The sequence below is a fragment of the Rugamonas sp. genome, from assembly GCF_025354735.1.
GTDB lineage: Bacteria > Pseudomonadota > Gammaproteobacteria > Burkholderiales > Burkholderiaceae_D > Rugamonas.
Genome location: NZ_JANXMI010000311.1, coordinates 28,373 through 45,699, shown reverse-complemented (window position 1 = coordinate 45,699; position 17,327 = coordinate 28,373). Strand labels below are relative to the sequence as shown.

The following is a 17,327-nucleotide window of genomic DNA, read 5'->3' as shown; positions in this document are numbered from 1 at the left end:
GCGCCCTGGCGTTCGCCCCCTGCCAGGGCGCGCGTCAGCTCGTCGAGCAGTCTGGCGCCCGCCTCGTGCAGGCTGTGCACGGCGTCGCTGTAGATCGCGAGCTGGCCGCCGAAGCGCGCCAGCAGGGCGTCGAGCGGCTCGCACAGCGCGGTGTCGAGCGGCTCGCGCGCGGTGTCGGCGGCCGGCGCGGCGCCGCCAGCGCGCCCCAGCCGCGCCAGGATGGCGGCGCTCAGCTCGGCGATCCGGAAGGGCTTGCCCACATGGCCGTCCATGCCGGCCTCCAGGCAGGCGGCCTGGTCGGCGGCGCTGGCGTTGGCCGTCATGGCCAGGATGGGCAGCTGCGACGACGGCACGGTGGCGCGGATGCGCCGGCTCGCCTCGAGGCCGTCCAGGTCCGGCATCTGGATGTCCATCAACACCAGGTCGAGCAGCTTGGCGTGGGCCAGCGCCAGTTGCACGCCGCGCAGGCCGCCCTCGGCCAGCATCACGTCGGCGCCCTGTTGGCGCAGCAACTCGTCGGCCACCTGGCGGTTCAGCGCATTGTCCTCGACCAGCAACAGGCGCACACCGTCGAGCGGGGCGGCGGCCGGCGCGGCCACGGCCACGGCGTCCGGCGCCAGCGCCAGCGCCGCCTGCAGGGCGTCGCGCACCTGCAGCGGCGTCACCGGCTTGGTCAGCAGCGCCGCGAAGGGCGGCACCGGCTCGATCACCTCGGCCAGCATGTCGCGGCCGTAGGCGGTCACCATGATGACCACGGGCAACGGTGCGGCGCCGGCGCCGATGGCCTCGGCCACGGCCAGGCCGTCCATGTCCGGCATGCGCCAGTCCAGCAGCACGGCGTCATAGGCGCCGTCGCGCAGGCGGGCCAGCGCGCCGGCGCCGCCGTCGGCGCAGTCGACCTGCCAGCCGAACTGGGCGGCGAGGGTGGCCGCCAGCACCTGGCGCGTCAAAGGATGGTCGTCGACCACCAGCAGGCGCCGCAGCGGCAGGGCGGGCAGCGCGGCGGCCGGCGCCGACGGCGCCAGCGCCAGCTCGAACCAGAAGCGGCTGCCGAGGCCGGGCGCGCTCTCGACCCGCAGGCGGCCGCCCATCAGTTCGACCAGGCGCTTGCAGATGGCCAGGCCCAGCCCGGTGCCGCCGAAGCGTCGCGTGGTCGACGTCTCGGCTTGGGCGAAGCTGTCGAAGATGCGCAGTTGTTGCTCGGCCGTGATGCCGATGCCGCTGTCCTCGACGGCCACGCGCAAGTGCTGGCGGCCTTCGGCGGCCAGCGTCGTCAGCCGCAGCACGACGCTGCCGCGTTCGGTGAATTTGAGGGCGTTGCCGATCAGGTTGATGAGCACCTGCTGCAGCCGCAGGCGGTCGCCCGTCAGCATGGCCGGCAGGGCGGGGTCGAGCGCGTAGATGAATTCGACGTCGGGATGGCCGCCGGTGCCGGCGAACATCACGGCCAGTTCCCGCAACAAGCCTTCGAGCGCGAATTGGTGTTGTTCCAGCTGCATTTGGCCGGCCTCGATCTTGGACAGGTCGAGCACGTCGTTGAGCAGCCCCAGCAGCGTGTTGGCGGCGCCGTCGGCCTTGTTCAGGTAGTCGCGCTGGCGCGCGTCGAGCGCCGTGCGGCGCAGCAGTTCCTGCATGCCCAGCACGGCGTTCATGGGGGTGCGGATTTCGTGGCTGATGTTGGCCAGGAACTGGCTCTTGGCCAGGCTGGCCTGTTCAGCCTGCTCCTTGGCCAGGCGCAAGGCCTGTTCGCCGGCCTTGCGGTCGCTGACGTCGACGGCCGCCACCACGTAGCGCGGCGGCGTGCCGTGCCGGGCCTGCTGGGCGGTGATGGCGGTGTCCAGCCACAGGCCGCCGGGGCCGGACCGGTGGCAGCGTTCGCCGCGCCAGCGCTGGCGCGCGGCGGCGTCCTGCGCCCACCAGCCGGCGGCGGCGCCGTCGGCCTGCAGGCTGTCGAAGGCGCGCCCCAGCAAGGCGGCGCGCGGCATGCCGTGGGCCAGGCAAAACAGGGCGTTGACGTCGAGCAGGCGGCCCTCGGCGTCCAGCAGCGCGTACAACAGCTGGGCGCTGACGGCGTCGAGCAGCGCTTGCTTTTCGTGCGAGGCGGCGTCCAGTTCCCGCGTGCGCTCGGCGATGCGCTGCTCGAGCGTGGCGTTGAGCTGGTGCAGCGCGGCCTCGGCCGCCTTCAGGCGCGAGATGTCGCGCACCGTCTTCGAGGCGCCCACCACCTGGCCCCAGGCGTTGCTGATGGGCGAGATCGCGACCGACACCGGCACCGGTGTGCCATCCTTGTGCAGGCGCACGGTCTCGAAATTGTCCACGCTCTGGCCGGCGGCGATCCGGCGCAGGATGTCGACCTCCTCGCCGTGCAGCCGGGGCGGCACCAGCAGGCTGTCGACGGTGCGGCCGATGGCCTCCTCGGCGCGATAGCCGAAGATCTGCTCGGCGCCGCCGTTCCAGCTCAACACCACGCCCCGCAAGTCCTTGCTGATGATGGCGTCGACCGAACTGTGGACGATGGCCGCCAGCCGCTGCTGCGACAGATAATGCTGGCGGCGCTGGCGCGCCTCGGCCAGCAACCACGCCAGCAGCAGGGCGGCGGCGGCGCCGCCGCCCATCGCCAGCGCCGGCGGCAGCGGCGCCAGGCTGGCGGCGTAGGCGTCGCCCGGCTGCATGCGCAACCGCAGGCGGCGGCCGTACAGCATCATGCCGGCCTGCAGGGTGGTCTGGGCCGATGCCAGCGCCAGTTGGCGGCTGTAAAAGCGCCGCGGCCGGGCGGCGTCGGTGACGTCGTCGATGCTGATGCGGTAGCGCCCAGGCGGGTCGCCGAGCTGGGCCAGCACCTCGTCCGTCAGCAGCGGCGCGAAGGCCCAGCCCAGGCACTGGCGCTGGCGCTGGCCGGCGTCGGCCGGGGTGGCGCCGTCGCGGTAGACGGGCAGCAGGAGCAGCAGCCCCGGCTGGCCGCGCTCGCCGGCCTGGACCAGCGTCAGCGGCGCCGTCAGCGTCGCCGCGCCGTCGCGCAGCGCCGCCTCGGCGGCCGCCAGCCGCACCGGTTCGGAAGCGATGTCGAGGCCGATGGCGGCGCGGTTAGGCGGCTCCGGCTCCAGGTACAGTATGACGTCCAGTTCGCCGGCGTGGGGCCGCAGCTGGCGCACGGCGAAGTCGGGCTGGGCGTCGGCGCGGGCCGCCGCCGTGAAGGCGTCGACCTCGGTGGGCGCCAGCCGCTGGATATAGCCGAAGCCGCGCGCGCCGGGGAATTCGTCGGCCAGCGAGCGGCTGGCCATGTAGCGGCGGAACGACAGCCGCTGCGGCACGGCCGTCAGCACGGCGCCGCGCGCGCCGCGCAAGCCATATTCGTAGCGTTGCATGCGGCTCGCCAGGGCGCGCTGCTGCCCGTCGAGCGCGGCGGCGGTGACCTGGCGCAGCTGCGCGCCGTTGACGTGGCGCGCGTAGGCGCCGGCGGCCAGCGCCGCGCCGGCGGCCAGCGACAGCAGCCACAGGCCGTGGCGCCAGCGGCGATGCATATGGGTCGGCATCTATTCTCCCGTATAGGCTTGCAAATCGATAGGAGCTGTCGCTCTTTGCATTGCATACGACAGGATATTGCGCCAAAATTTTCATTTTCACAACAACATCGTGACGCCGGCCGCGCCGGACGGTGCGCGGGACGGCCGTCCACCCCGCCACCGGGGCTGCGCCAAATGCGGCGCGGCGGACGGGCGGCGCTCGCCGCGGCCCGGGCCCTTGGCCAGGCGCGCAACTTCGACGCTGCCGAGCTCGTCGCCGCCGCCGCGCCGTCCGCGCGCACTAGGCGGAGAAGTCGCCGGCGCGCACGCGGAACGCCGGTGCCGTGTAATCGGCGGCGAGGTGCTCGGCCGGTATGGCAAGCGCATTGCCGTCGCGCAGAGCGGTATAGTGGGGCGACAGGATTTCGACCCCCGCGGCATGAAAGCGATCCTGTATATGTTGATGCAGATCGGAATAAATGGCGCTCTTGCGCTGCGCGTGGCGGGTGACGACGTTCAATTGGTAGGACACGTAAAAATCGTCCAGGCTCAACTGGAAGACATAGGGCGCGGGATCCGGCAGCACCAGCCGGGTGTCGCGCGCGGCATCGGGCAGCAGTGCGTGCACCTTGCGCCACGGCACGTCGTACCCTATCGTCACCGTGGTCGGCAAGATCAATCCGCGTTCGGCCGCCTCGGTGCTGTAGTTGATCATGTGGTTGCCCAGCATGATGGCGTTGGGCACCGTGACCACCACGTTCTTGATGGTGCGGATGTGGGTCGCGATGAGCGTCTTGGCGAGCACATCGCCTTCGGTGTCATTGATGCGCACCGGTCGCCGACGCTGAAGGCGCGGGTGTAGGTCAGCACCACGCCGGCGATGATGTTGGAGATGGCCGCGCCGGAACCGAAGGAAAACAGGACGCCGAGAAAAATCGAGATGGCTTGGAAGGCCGGCGATCCGGCGCCCGGCAAGTAGGGAAATATCACCACCGCCGCAAACGCGACAATGAGGAAGCGCGCGATCTTGTAGCTCGTGTCCGACCAATCCGGATGAAAACCTTCGAATCGCATGGAACCCTGGCCGAGCGCATCGAAAATGAAACGGAGCAAACGAATCAGCAGGGTGGCGACAAGGACGACGACAGCGATCACACCGACGTTGGGCAGATAGTCGACGAGCGCGCGCCACGCGGGAAAGAACGGGACCAGAACCGCGTTCAGCAGCAGCGCCCCATACTGTCGTGTCGACGGAAAGAAGCTGAAGACGGCCAGGAGATAGGCGTAGTAAGCGAGCGACCATAGGATGGCGTTGCCGATGGCGATGCCGCGTTCCATCGTCAGCGCCATCCGCGGGCCGGAAACGAGCTCGGCGTTTTGCAGGCGCAGCGCCAGACGGCCGCTGCTGCGCCACGCTTCGACGCGACGTCTCAGGTAGCGCCGTCCCAAGCGCAGCGAGAGCAGGACGGCGATCACGGCGATGGTCGCCAGGGCCGCATGGACGGTGGCCAGTATCACGTGTTCCTTGCCGCGCGTCAGACGGGCCGCCAAGAGTGCGCCGTTCAACATCTCCACGCGGGCCGCGGCCAGCTCGTCGCGCTGGCGTTGCTCCGCCGCGGCATCCGCGTCGGTGACCACCATCAGGACCGTATCGCCGGCGAGGATCTCGGTGCTCGTGTCGCCCGCCGCGATGACAAGACGGTGGTCCGCCTCAGCCGGTTCCGCCAGCCTGAGCAATCGGGCAAGAAGCGTTTGAGCGCGTTGCTCGGCGCTGAATGGACCGAAGGGAACGCGCACCGTGAAGAGCACGCTGCCATGGAAGATCACGGGCGCGCCGGCATCGGCCGCGCGCGCCGGCGCGGCGAGCAGCAAGCAGACGAGCAATACATTCATGAGTCGATTAGACATGGCAATTTCCTTGCATGGTTCGATGGCGAGGCTGGGCTCGGGTGCGCACGGCGGGAAGCGGGGCCGGCGTCAGGATGGACAAACGACGAATCGATCGGTGGCGCTCAACAGGCGGTTCCGATGCCCGGTTCGCCAAAAACCGGCGATGGAAGCGGGTCGTCATCGCACCACGGCCATGAATTTGAGGGTGCCCGAAGCGCCCGGCGGCAACCGGCCGTTCAAGGTCCAGATGATCGCTCCGCTGGCGCCGGGCGCCGGCCGCACCCGCACCTGACAGCTCAGCTCCGACGGCACCGCGCCGCAGGCGGCCATGCCGGCCTGCAGCCATTCATCGGTCTTGTCGCCGCCGCCAGGGGCTTTGTTGCGGCTGTACGCATAGCGATTGCGGCCCAGCAAGGTCCACCTCTCGCTCAGCTTGACGCCCAGTCCCAGCGTGGCGAGCCCGCTGTCGCTGGTCTGGCCGCCACGCCATTCCATCCTTGCCGTGCCCTTCCAGCGCGGATCGCGGGTATAGGCAAGGGCGGCGGTGACGGCGGCCGATGGATTTTGATGGGCTCCGGAAAAGACTTCGACGCGCTCGAATGTGGTGTCCATGCGCAGGCCTTGGGCCAGATTCCAGCGGTTGCGCAAGCCTATCGCGGCCTCGGCGCCGCGACCTTGGGCGGCGCCGCTGGCGCGGTATTCGCTGAAGCTGCGGCCGTTTTTCATATACTCGGCATCGAGGCCGATCACGGTGGCGTCGCGGCGCTGCTGGCCGTCGGGCGCGGAATCGGAACCCAGGCTGGAGACCAATTCGTGCCGGCCATACAGTCGCCCACCGGTGCCGAACTGATATTCGCCACCGGCCGCCAGCAAGCGGCGCGCATCGACCCAAAAGCGGGCGCCGGCGGCGTCGATTTCATAGGTCACCCGTATCGAGACCGGGTTGAGATCGGCATCGACGCTGGCCACAGGCGCCCGGTCCGGCTATCGATCTGGTAATCGGTGAACCGGGTTTGCCGCAGCGTCTGCAAAACGACCGCGGGCTCGTTGCGATCGCGCGTGATGATCTCGACCTGCTCGCTATTGGAGACCAATCCCGGTTTGCCCAGCAGGTAAGGGCCCGAGGTGCCGTAGGCCGGAATTCGATGACGTCGCCGGCGCGCAAGGTGGGCGCCGGCTGCAGCAACTCCGTGCCGTTGGCCGTGCGACGACTTTGCTGGCGCTCAGGTTGACGTGTAAGGACGACCCGGCATCAGCGGCCAGCGCCGTATGCGTCGAGGCCCACATCGTAGTGGCGAAGGCGAAAGCGATGGGTAAAATTTTCACGGAATGCTCCCCTGGTGGCGGTGATACGCAGCTGCCGGTGCCGGCAGTTGAATAATTGAAATAATTGATTTAATCAATTTAATCAAATTATTTGATTAAATCGATATTATCGGATGAATTACCCGCAAGCAAGATAAATTCCGCTTTAATTCGTTGGTGTCGTTTTTATCGACTGCGCTCCGGCGCGCCGGAACGGCTGAAGGCCGGGCGGATTGCCCTTCGTCGGGTGATAAAAGTCCTCCGCTCCTGGCCGCGAACGCCCTTAATGAAAATCCCGGCTGCGCGTGTCGAGCTCGCCCAGAAAATGGCTCAGGTCCACGAGCCGCTTTGCGATCAGATGCCGGACATTGTTTTCAGACTGCCAGATGCCGTAGACGCCGAGCAGCGAGGCGCCCATCACTTCGCGACGTTGCTGCTCCGCCAAGCTGGCCCAGCAGATGACATTGACGGTGCCGGCCTCATCCTCGATGGTGATGAAGACCACGCCTTTTGCCGTCATCGGCCGCTGGCGCACGGTGACGATGCCGCAGCCGCGGGCCAGCTGGCCGTGCGCGAAGCCATGCAACACGTCCGATGGAATGAAGCGCATTGCCGACAGGCGCTCGCGCAGGTAGGTCAGCGGGTGGCGGCCGAGGGTGAGTCCGAGGTGGCGATAATCGGCCACCGTGTTTTCGGCCTCGGTGGGCGCGGCCAGTTCCACGAAATCTTCAAGCACCGTGGCGGCCCGCAGCAATCCCTGCTCCGGCACGGAGACCGCCGCTTGCCACAATGCCTGTCTGCGATTGCCCGACAGCGATGCGAGGGCATTGGCGCTGGCCAGCGCGTTCAGGTGGGCGGTGTTCAGGCTGGCGCGGGCGGCCAGGTCGGTGGTGTCGCTGAACGCCCGGACGGCGCGCGCTTCTTCAACGCGCCACGCGGCCTCCTGCTCGAAGCCCTTGACGGTATTGAGGCCGAGCCGCACCGCCGCTTGCAGGCCGGGACCGACAGGTTCAAGCGATGCATCCCAATTGCTGACGCCGACATCGACGGCCCTGACCTCCACGCCATGGCGGCGGGCGTCCTGGACCAGCGCGGAGCACGAGTAAAAGCCCATGGGCTGCGAGTTCAGCAGCGCGGCCAGGAACGCCGCTGGCTCGTGGCATTTCAGCCAGCTCGACGCATAGGCCAGCAGCGCGAAGCTGGCGGCATGCGACTCGGGAAACCCATATTCCGCGAAGCCCCTGATTTGCGCAATGATCGATGTCGCAAATTCGCTGGTGTAGCCGCGCTCCGTCATGCCCGCGAGCAGGTCGCTCTCAAACGGACCGAGCCCGCCTTTGCGCTTCCATGCGGCCATCGCGCGGCGCAGGGCGTCGGCCCTGCCGGCCGAGAATCCGGCCGCCACCATCGCGATGCTCATGACCTGTTCCTGAAAAATCGGAATGCCCAGGGTGCGCTCCAGGACCGATTTAATTTCAGGACTGGGATAGGTCACCGGCTCCAGGCCCTGGCGGCGGCGCAGGTAGGGATGGATCATGCCGCCCTGGATGGGGCCGGGCCGGATGATGGCGACTTCGATGACGAGGTCGTAAAACGTGCGCGGACGCAGGCGCGGCAGCATCGACATCTGGGCCCGCGATTCAATCTGAAAAACGCCGATGGTATCGGCCTGGCAAATCATGTCGTAGGTGGCCGCATCCTCGGCCGGGACGTCGCCAAGGTCGAAGCGCTGCCCGCGTTGCTCGGAAACGAGGTCCAGCGCGCGCCGGATGCAGCTCAGCATCCCCAGGGCGAGGAGGTCGATTTTCAGCAAGCCCACGGCATCGAGGTCGTCCTTGTCCCACTGCACGATGGAACGGTCCGCCATGGCCGCGTTTTCGATGGGAACGAGGCGCGAAAGTTTGGTGTGCGAGATGACGAATCCGCCCGGGTGCTGGGACAGGTGGCGCGGAAAGCTCATCAGCATGTCCGCCAGCGCGGCCCATTTTTCAGCGATGGCCGAGTCGGGGTCGAAGCCGCAAGCGAGCAGGCGTTCCCGGAGGTCCGACTTGCCGCCCCAGCCATGCGATACCTTGGCGACCTTGTCGACGATGCCGAGGTCCACGCCCAGCGCCTTGCCGACGTCGCGCAGCACACTTTTCGGCCGGTATGAAATGACCACCGCCGTCAGGGCCGCGCGCATGCGCCCGTATTTTTGATAGACGTACTGGAGCACCTCCTCGCGGCGCTGGTGCTCGAAATCGATGTCGATGTCGGGCGGCTCATTGCGCTCTTTCGACAAAAACCGCTCGAACAGCAAGGTGCCGCGCGCCGGGTCGACTTCCGTGACGCCGAGGCAATAGCAGACCGCGCTGTTGGCCGCCGACCCGCGTCCCTGACACAGGATCTGCTGCGACCGGGCGAACCTTACGATGTCAAAAACGGTCAGGAAATAGGCTTCATATCGCAGTTCCGCGATGAGATCGAGTTCGCGCTCGAGCAGCGCCTGCACATGGTCCGGGATGCCGAGCCGATAGCGCCAGTGCGCGCCGATGTAGACTTGCTGGCGCAAATATGTGGTCGCCGTTTCCCCCTCCGGCACCAGCTCGTGCGGGTATTCGTAGCTCAGCTCGTCGAGCGAGAAGGTGCACAGTCGCGCCAGCCGCACCGACTCAGCCAGCGCCTCGCGCGGATACAGATTGCCGAGCCGGACGCGCGAGCGCAAATGCTGTTCCGCGTTGGGGGCCAGCTTGTAGCCGCACTGCGCGACCGGCACGCCGTGCCGTATCGCCGTCATCGTGTCCTGCAGGGGTTTGCAGGACCGCAGGTGCATGCGCACATCGCCGGTGGCCACCACGGGCAGGCTGAACTCATCGGCGATCCGGCTGACCAGGGTTCTGTGGCTGTCGTCCCGCACGCGGTGGTGCAGCGTGAGCGCGATGCGGGCCCGGCCGGGCGCCAGCTGAACCAGCCACGCCGCCTGGCGCGCGACGGCTTCATGGGAGGCGCAATAGCGGGGCGCCAGTATGAACTGGCAGTCGGGCAGGCCGCGCAGGTGCGCCAGGTCGCCGACCGGTGTCGCGATGTCGCGCGGGCGCAGCAGGTAAGTGCCTTTGTCGGCGCGCATGCGCGCCACGGTGATGAGCTCGCTGAGATTGCCGTAGCCGTTCTTGTTCATCGCCAGAATTATCAGCTTGAACGGCGCGCTGCCGTCTTCGGGCGTGATGGTCAGCTGGCTCCCGATGATCAGGTCGATCTCCAGTTGCCTGGCCGCGATGTGGGCTTTCACCACACCGGCGAGGGAGCACTCATCCGTGATCGCGAGCGCCTTGTAGCCCAGGCTGTGGGCGCGCTGGACCAGCTGTTCGGGAGCCGAGGCGCCGCGCAGAAACGTGAAGTGCGAGAACGTTTGTAGTTCCGCATAGTCGGGTAACACCGGCGCTGGTGGGGGAAGGGTGGCCATGCTCAGGCGTACAATCCATGCAGATACCAGCGCGCGTCTTTCACGCGCTCAAGATAAATCCAATAGCAGCTGGCGTCGCTACCTTGGGCGACGTAGTAATCCCGCGCCACGGTCTGGTCGTTCCACCAGCCCGCTTCCAGCCGCTCCGGGCCGCTCACGATTTTCAATGGGCTGCCATAGAAGGGGCGCTCGTCGCGCATCAGCAGCGGTATTGCCTTGGGCAAGAGCCAGAACGGCCGGCCGCCCAGAATTTCCTCGACTGGCGTGGCGGGCCGTTTGGCGGTGGCGGGCAGCCAGGCATTACAGACTTCAGGACGGCAATCGTCCACATCGGCCGGTGTCAGTACATTTTCAGGGCCCAGCCGGGCCGTGAGTAATTCGAGCAGGCGATGGTAGTCTTGCGGTGACCCGCCGGGCTGCGGAAACAGCGATGCGTTGGGCGGCAGCATCGCTTCGATTTTGACGGCTTCAAGCCGCAGCGCGATGACCGGCGCCGACAGCGCCACTTTGCCCAGGCGCTCTTTCAGCAGCCGTATCAAATGGCCCTCGTGCCATGCGGGTTCCGCGAGCATGATTTCAAGCGCGGTCGGCGCCACCGCCGCATGGCCGCGCTCGTGCTCCAGGTAGAAGGTGAACACACGAACCGCTTGCTGGAGGGAGGTCAGCCAGCCCACCAGTTGGAGGATGAGCCGGGTCGCGCCATGGAGCAGCGCGTCGGCATGCTCGACGCGGTCGAAGGTCTCCATGCGGGCCGAGAACCGGCGTGGCGGCTTGATCCACTCGAACATTTCAGGCGCCTCGCCAAAGGCGCGGTCCAGCGTGGTTAGCAGTTCCTTGCTGGTGCGCCGCAACAGCCCCGCGCGCGGCAACTGCCGCAACGCACCGATGCGTCTGGCGCCGATGTCGTTCAGCCAGCCGTGAAATGGCGCGGCCGCAGGCATGAGTCCGCAAGGCAGCAGGGCCAGCCGCCGCCGCATGCTCGTCATCGACAGCACGCGGCGGCGCAGCGGCAAGCCCTTGCTGCGCCCGCTTCGGGCCAGCAGCCACGCTCCCTCGGCGCTAGGCGCGGCGCCCAGTTGCGCGGTGAAGCCCAGTGTCGCGATAGTGCGCATCACGCGCGAGCACAGCGCGTGCGCTCCCCGGAACAGGGTCAGGCTGGCGCTGACATCGAGCAGGATGGAGAAGTCGCTTTGAAAGGTAAGCTCCGGCGTGTATTGCATCAAGGCCGAGGCGATGGCATCGAGCGCCAGCTCTTCTTTTTCCGGCGCGCGCTCAAGCATGACGGTGTTCGGCGCCACGGCGGACACGCCACCGCTGCGCATGCCCGCACGCACGCCGCCGAGGGCAGCCCCGGCCGACATCGTCATCACCTGGTCCTGGTCGATGACGGCGTAGGGGCCGGGTTCAGACCAGCGCGGCCGCAACGCTTCCAGCGGCAGCAATGGCAGGTAGACGACGAATAAGAGTTTCATGATGGTCTTGGTCCAACACGCGGCCGGCAGGCATATCGGCGAGCGCAACGAAAATGGGGGACTCGCAGTGAGGGCCCCGGCGTTTCACAATGTCCACGGCAACGCCGCGCAAGGCGGGCCGCAGCGCCAGGCGCAGCGATGACGGCGAGGCATCGGCGGCGGCCGCCAGCGGACGCACCAGCCACAGCCAGGTGTCCGTCGACTGGGCCGCCAAATTCAGCCGCCGCAGCGACTCGGCGCGGACGTTCGATTGCCACAGCACCACGGCGCCGCAACTGCCGTTTTTCAGTATCTGTTCCGCGGCCCACAGCGCGTCGGCGGAGCTGGCCGGGCGCAGCCACAGGACGTTGCGTTCGTTGACGCGCCAGGCTCGACATGCCATGGCGTGTGGCAGGTAGGGCGGCCCGATCAGCGCCACCCGCTGTTGACCGGATAGCGAAGCGAGCACGGGCTTGAGCAGCTGCATTTCACCGATGCCATGCTGCTGGACCAGCAGTTCCACCAGCGCCGACCTGGGCCAGCCGCCATTGGGCAGCTCGGCGTCCAGCGCGCCATGGCCGGTGCTGCAAGTGGTCGACCGCGAAACGGCAAGCTCACTCGCCCGCCATACATCCCGCAATGCTGGCGCTCCCGCTTGCGCGGCGGCGGTAATAGTGAGGGGCGGGGCAAGCATGTCGGAGTCACCTTATACTGTGTTTTTATACAGTATAATTCTCAGGCCGGGTGAAAAGCAAGGATGATTTGGTGTGCGTGGGAAGCCGGTGGCCGTGCGGGGTGATTGCTGCGGGATGGTTGCGCAACGCCTGCGCAACGTCTACGCAACACCCGCGGCGCGGTTTATTCCGCCGGGCCGGCGAGCAGCGGATGTTGGGCGCACAGTTCCATCATCCACTGGATGAAGGCGCGCAGCGCCAGCGACTGGTGGCGGTCTTGCGGATAGATCAGTGAGGTTTCCATCGCCGCCGGCTTCCACTGCGGCAGCACCTCGACCAGTTGTCCCGATTGCAGATACGGCAGCGCCAACATGCGGGCAATTTGAAACAGGCCCAGTCCCTTCAAGCCCATGGCGATATGCGCCTCGGCGTCGTTGACGGTGAAGGTGCCGGGGATCTTGACCTCGACCTCCTTGCCGTCGACGACGAAGCGCAGCTCCATCGGCCGCGACGTGCGCGCCGAGATGTATTTGACGGCGACATGGCCGTCGAGTTCCTGCAAGGTGCGCGGCACCCCGTGCCGCTCCAGATAGGCCGGCGTGGCGGCGGTCAGGAAATGGAAGCCGGCCAGGCGCCGCGCCACCATGTTCGAATCGATCAGCGAGCCGACGCGGATGGCGCAGTCGACGCCATCCTCGATGATGTCGACGCGGCGGTCGCTCATGCCCAGCGTCATTTCGATCTCGGGATAGCGGGCGTGGAAATCGTCGAGCGCGGGCAACATAATCATCTTGCCGATGGGGCTGGACGTTTCGATGCGCAGCCGGCCGCGCGGGATCACCTTGGTGGCGGAAAACGCGCTTTCGATTTCATCGATCTCCGCCAGCACCCGCACGCAGCGTTCGTAGTAGCTGGCGCCGTCGGCCGTCAGGTTCAATCGCCGCGTGGTCCGCTGCAGCAGGCGCACCTTCAGATACGCCTCCAGATTCTGGATGATGTTCGTGACCGAGGCGCGCGGCAGGTTCAGCGTGTGTGCCGCTTTCGTAAAACTGTTCGTGTCCACCACGCGGATGAACACTTCCATCGCCTGCAATCGATCCATGTAAGCTCCGGTGTGCGATACGCCTGTGCGCGCTGGTCTGCGCTGGTCTGAAGAGTGCTGTATTTTACTCTGCGCGGCGGGGCGGCAGGGGGCGGCCGGCTGCGGATCATGTCACGGTTGTCCGGACACGGCCATTGCGCGCCGCGACGATCATCCACGGCAAGCGGGCACTGGCGGCGACCGCGTATTCGTCGCCTGTCGGGCGTCGCCCTTGCCTAAATGTTATACACTACCCAGACCGATAGCTGACATGAGGTATGTCATGGCGCAACTTACCGTGGAACTGGACGATCACGAAATGGCGCGGGTGCGGGCTGCCGTGCGAGCTCGGCAGATCGATCCGAATCACTGGACTAGTAATCAACTGCTGCAAGTGCTCACCACAAAGCCGCCCAGGAAAGTGAAAACCCGTCCGGTTTGGATCAGGGGGGCCGCTGCGCGCATGATGCGCATGAAGGGATGCAAGCTGCTTATCATCGGGCATGCCGGCAATCGCGCCGTCGAGGTGTCGCCGCGGCGGCATCAAACCGTTGTACACGCAGAACCAACAGCGGCGGCAAAGATAGCCGTGGCGGTAGCTAACGCCAATATCGTCCCGATCAACAGCGCCGCCGCGCACGCACAGCGCCTGGCCGCCATCATGGGCATGCATGGAATCTGGAAAGATGATCCGACCAAGCCGCAGGATGGCGTTGAGTACCAGCGCGAAGTGCGTGGGGAATGACAATAGTTCTCTTTGATACCAATATCCTGATCGACAACTTCGCCGGCATGCCAGCAGCGGTCGTGGAGTTGAGCAACTACGATGACGCCATCATCAGCTCGATCACCTGGATGGAAGTAGCGTGCAAGATGGACTCGGCCAGCAAACTATCCTTCAATGCTTTGCTGGCGGCCGCCGGCATCCGCGTGGTACATCCGAACGATGACATCATGGAGCGCACTGCGGTAATACGCGGCCACAGCCTGACGACGCCGCCCAAGATCAAACTGCTTGACTGCATCATCCGCGCGACAGCTGAATCCCAGGGCCGCCTTGTCATCACCCGCAACCCTGTCGACTTCGGCGGCGAGGGATTAACCGTGCGCGTTCCATATGACGTTGTGGACGGCGCAGCAATCAATATCAAAGCGCCGGGACCTTAGCGCCGCTTTTTGCTGGCAAATTTATTCATTCAGTTCGCTCATCGGCAAGCGGACTGCGCTCCGATACCTCCCACGTCATGCCGCCTTGCCCCCGGCGCGGAAAACCGTGCATCCGGTTGTTCAATTGCAACGATCTCATATGGGGAAGCAATTCCTTCCTCGGTATTTACCGTTGCGGCGTAAAATCAATGTGAACGGCATGCTGGCGCGATCTAACAATGCGTCTGCCCCAATGCACGATGTGGTTCCCTTCCCGGCCCCGCCTCCGCCGCCAGCAGCAGTATCGACGCCATCGCCACCGATAGGGCTTCCCATGAATTTGCTCCGCGCGCGCAAGGCGTGCCGACCATGAGCGTGGCGCCCGGGCGCGGCGACAACGGGAGTGTTTCGTGCTGAAACAACTGAGCATCGAACAGCGTTTCCGTATCTTGCTGGTGTTTTCACTGGCGTGCTTCGCGCTGTGCGGCGCCATCGTGTATGCGACGCTGTCGGAAATCCGCGTCAACGGGCCGATTTACAGCCGCATCATGCAGGGCGAGGATCTGGTGGCGGACATCTTGCCGCCGCCGCAGTATCTGCTCGAATCGTATCTGGTGACCTTGCAGATGGCGCAGTCCGGCGCCGCGCCGCGCCGGCAGGAATTGACGACGCGGCTGCGCCAGCTTGAAGCGGCCTACACGCGGCGCTACCGCTACTGGCAGAACGCGCATCTGGACGGCGAGCTGGCGCTCAAATTCCTCGGCCAGTCGCATGCGCTGGCGCAGGAATTCTACCGCACCGCGTTCGCGGCGCTGGTGCCGGCCTTGCAGCGCGACGACCGCGCGGCGGCCGCCGCCGCCCTGGTCACGCTGGGCCAGTTGTACCAGAGTCAGCGCGCCGTCATCGAACAGGTGATCACGCTGGCGCAGCGGCGCAACCGCAGCGACGAGGCGCTCGCCCACGGACGCATGGATGCGATGACGGCCGAGCTGATCGGCGTGTTCGCGCTGACCGTCCTCATTTTCGTGTTCATCTTCAACACGGTGCGGCGCAGCATCGCCGAGCCGCTGCACGATGCCATCCGCATCACGCGCAAGATCGCTGCCGGCACCTGGAGCGAGCACGCGCGCGCCAGCGCGGACGGCGAGTCCGACCAGTTGCTGGCGGCGGTACGTGACATCGTCGGCAATACGCGGGCCGAACTGGTCAAGGCGGAAAAGATGGCGGCGCTCGGCTCGCTGGTGGCCGGCATTTCGCACGAGCTCAACACGCCGGTCGGCAACGGCTTGCTGGCGGTCAGCACGCTCAGCGACGAGATCGGGCTGTTCCGCAGCAAGCTGGCCGGACCCATGCGCCGTTCCTCGCTCGATGAATTTCTGGTGTCGGTACAGACGGGGGCCGACATCGCGACCCGCAACCTGCAACGGGCCGCCGAGCTGGTGCAGAACTTCAAACAGGTCGCGGTCGACCGTAGCAGTTCGCAGCGCCGGCTGTTCGCGCTCGACCAGCTGATCCATGAAACGCAGCTGACCTTGCAGTCCCTGCTCAAGCGCAGCGGGTGCAAGCTGGTGTGCGAGGCCGGCCCCGCGATCATGCTCGACAGCTTTCCCGGGCCGCTGGGCCAAGTCATCGCCAGCCTGATCGAGAACGCCATCGTCCATGGCTACGCCGACGGCGCGGCCGGCACCATCACCCTCAACGCCGGCCTCGCCGGGCAGGGACGCGGCGTCGCCATCCGCGTCACGGACGACGGCCAGGGCATACCGGCGGCCATGCAGGAGCGCGTGTTCGAGCCCTTCTTCACGACGCGGCTGGGGCAGGGCGGCAGCGGGCTGGGCCTGCACATCGCCCACAACATCGTCGACCAGATACTGGGCGGCGGCATCACGCTGTCGAGCACGCAGGGTCGCGGCACGGTGTTCGCCATCACCATACCGCTGAGCGCGCCGCAGCAACTGGCGGTGGCCTGAGCGGCGCCGTTCCGGCCCGCCGGCCTGCCGCGCGCCGGCCTGCTTGGCAAGGGCGGGAGAATAGGCGTAGCATGTCCGCGCAGCAAGGTGCTGCGCCGAAGGCACTTCCAGGGATATTGAACCATGACCATGCAGACTTCCAGCCATCCCCGCGCACCGGCGCCGGACCGGCCATCGCCGGTGGCGGACATTCCAACGGGCCGCTATCAGGCCTTTTTGTTCGACATGGATGGCACCATCCTCAACTCCATCGCCTCCGCCGAGCGGATCTGGGGCCGGTGGGCACTGAGCCACGGCCTCGATCTGGCGGCCTTTTTGCCGACCATGCACGGCGCCCGCGCGGTCGACACCGTCACCCGGCTGGGCCTGCCGGGCGTCGACGCGCAGGCCGAGGCCGATGCCATCACCCGCGCCGAAATCGTCGACACCGACGGCATCGTCGAAGTGGCGGGCGCGGCCCGCTTCCTGGCCACGCTGCCGCCGGGACGCTGGACCATCGTCACGTCGGCGCCGCGCGAACTGGCCATCGGGCGCCTGAACGCGGCCGGCTTGCCGATTCCGGCCACCATGGTCACCGCCGACGATGTCGGCGCCGGCAAGCCCCGGCCCGACTGCTATCTGCTGGCGGCCAGCAGGCTGGGCGTGGCGCCCGCCACTTGCCTGGTGTTCGAGGATGCCCACGTCGGCATCGCGGCCGGCGTGGCGGCCGGCGCGCAAGTCGTGGTCGTCACCGCGACCCATGCGCAGCCGATGGCGACGCCGCACGCCAGCATCGTCGATTACACCGGCCTGAGCGTGAACGTGGGCGAGGCGGAAGGCGGCTGGCTGAGCCTGTCGCTGGCGGGCGCGGATTAGGGGATCTAAG

Annotated in this window: 12 protein-coding genes; 4 read left to right on the top strand and 8 right to left on the bottom strand. The window is 66.9% G+C overall.

Annotated elements, in window-relative coordinates; all coding sequences use genetic code 11:
• The 8 genes from Q0S71_RS25755 to Q0S71_RS25725 form a co-directional block, all read right to left on the bottom strand.
• Positions 1–3,533: CHASE domain-containing protein (locus Q0S71_RS25755; protein WP_296002074.1), on the bottom strand; the 3,533-nt coding region annotated here is incomplete at its 3' end.
• A 271-nt stretch (positions 3,534–3,804) separates the two neighbouring features.
• Complete coding sequence (locus Q0S71_RS25750; RefSeq protein ID WP_367185342.1) at positions 3,805–4,308, bottom strand: mechanosensitive ion channel family protein; 504 nt, start codon at positions 4,306–4,308, stop codon at positions 3,805–3,807.
• Positions 4,215–5,411 carry a hypothetical protein gene (locus Q0S71_RS27490; RefSeq protein ID WP_367185341.1) on the bottom strand — a complete coding sequence of 399 codons (1,197 nt, stop codon included), beginning with the start codon at positions 5,409–5,411 and terminating at the stop codon, positions 4,215–4,217. The genes Q0S71_RS25750 and Q0S71_RS27490 overlap by 94 nt, the downstream gene beginning before the upstream one ends.
• A 159-nt stretch (positions 5,412–5,570) precedes the next feature.
• Entirely contained in the window at positions 5,571–6,362 is a 792-nt protein-coding gene (locus Q0S71_RS25745; RefSeq protein ID WP_296002072.1) for a hypothetical protein, read from the bottom strand.
• Positions 6,363–6,981: 619 nt separating this feature from the next.
• Complete coding sequence (locus Q0S71_RS25740; protein WP_296002070.1) at positions 6,982–10,140, bottom strand: error-prone DNA polymerase; 3,159 nt, start codon at positions 10,138–10,140, stop codon at positions 6,982–6,984.
• A gap of 2 nt (positions 10,141–10,142) precedes the next feature.
• A complete protein-coding gene (locus Q0S71_RS25735) occupies positions 10,143–11,582 on the bottom strand; it encodes a DNA polymerase Y family protein (RefSeq protein ID WP_367185340.1) in 1,440 nt (479 codons plus the stop codon).
• Complete coding sequence (gene imuA / locus Q0S71_RS25730; RefSeq protein ID WP_296002068.1) at positions 11,545–12,285, bottom strand: translesion DNA synthesis-associated protein ImuA; 741 nt, start codon at positions 12,283–12,285, stop codon at positions 11,545–11,547. The genes Q0S71_RS25735 and imuA overlap by 38 nt, the downstream gene beginning before the upstream one ends.
• A gap of 164 nt (positions 12,286–12,449) precedes the next feature.
• Positions 12,450–13,367, bottom strand: a complete 918-nt coding sequence (locus tag Q0S71_RS25725) for a LysR family transcriptional regulator (protein WP_296002066.1) — start codon at positions 13,365–13,367, stop codon at positions 12,450–12,452.
• 262 nt (positions 13,368–13,629) lie between these two features.
• On the opposite strand from Q0S71_RS25725, the gene Q0S71_RS25720 reads away from it, so the two are divergent.
• The 4 genes from Q0S71_RS25720 to Q0S71_RS25705 all read left to right on the top strand — a co-directional run bounded on the left by Q0S71_RS25720 (position 13,630) and on the right by Q0S71_RS25705 (position 17,317).
• Positions 13,630–14,091, top strand: coding sequence for a hypothetical protein (locus tag Q0S71_RS25720; protein WP_296002064.1), 462 nt, complete (start codon positions 13,630–13,632; stop codon positions 14,089–14,091).
• Positions 14,088–14,513 (top strand): PIN domain-containing protein, encoded by a 426-nt coding sequence (locus tag Q0S71_RS25715; RefSeq protein ID WP_296002062.1) that lies wholly within the window; start codon positions 14,088–14,090, stop codon positions 14,511–14,513. Before Q0S71_RS25720 ends, Q0S71_RS25715 begins: the two co-directional genes overlap by 4 nt.
• A gap of 389 nt (positions 14,514–14,902) precedes the next feature.
• Entirely contained in the window at positions 14,903–16,462 is a 1,560-nt protein-coding gene (locus tag Q0S71_RS25710) for a HAMP domain-containing sensor histidine kinase (RefSeq protein WP_296002061.1), read from the top strand.
• 123 nt (positions 16,463–16,585) lie between these two features.
• On the top strand, positions 16,586–17,317 hold the full coding sequence (locus Q0S71_RS25705; RefSeq protein WP_296002059.1) for an HAD-IA family hydrolase: 732 nt from the start codon (positions 16,586–16,588) through the stop codon (positions 17,315–17,317).
• Positions 17,318–17,327: the final 10 nt, after the last annotated feature.

Excerpts from the sequence above, each read along its gene's own strand:
- Q0S71_RS25720 (WP_296002064.1), top strand. The coding sequence starts at position 13,630 with ATGGCGCAACTTACCGTGGAACTGGACGATCACGAAATGGCGCGGGTG.
- Q0S71_RS25725 (WP_296002066.1), bottom strand. The coding sequence starts at position 13,367 with ATGGATCGATTGCAGGCGATGGAAGTGTTCATCCGCGTGGTGGACACG.
- Q0S71_RS25705 (WP_296002059.1), top strand. The coding sequence starts at position 16,586 with ATGACCATGCAGACTTCCAGCCATCCCCGCGCACCGGCGCCGGACCGG.
- Q0S71_RS25740 (WP_296002070.1), bottom strand. The coding sequence starts at position 10,140 with ATGGCCACCCTTCCCCCACCAGCGCCGGTGTTACCCGACTATGCGGAA.
- imuA (WP_296002068.1), bottom strand. The coding sequence starts at position 12,285 with ATGCTTGCCCCGCCCCTCACTATTACCGCCGCCGCGCAAGCGGGAGCG.
- Q0S71_RS25715 (WP_296002062.1), top strand. The coding sequence starts at position 14,088 with ATGACAATAGTTCTCTTTGATACCAATATCCTGATCGACAACTTCGCC.
- Q0S71_RS27490 (WP_367185341.1), bottom strand. The coding sequence starts at position 5,411 with ATGTCTAATCGACTCATGAATGTATTGCTCGTCTGCTTGCTGCTCGCC.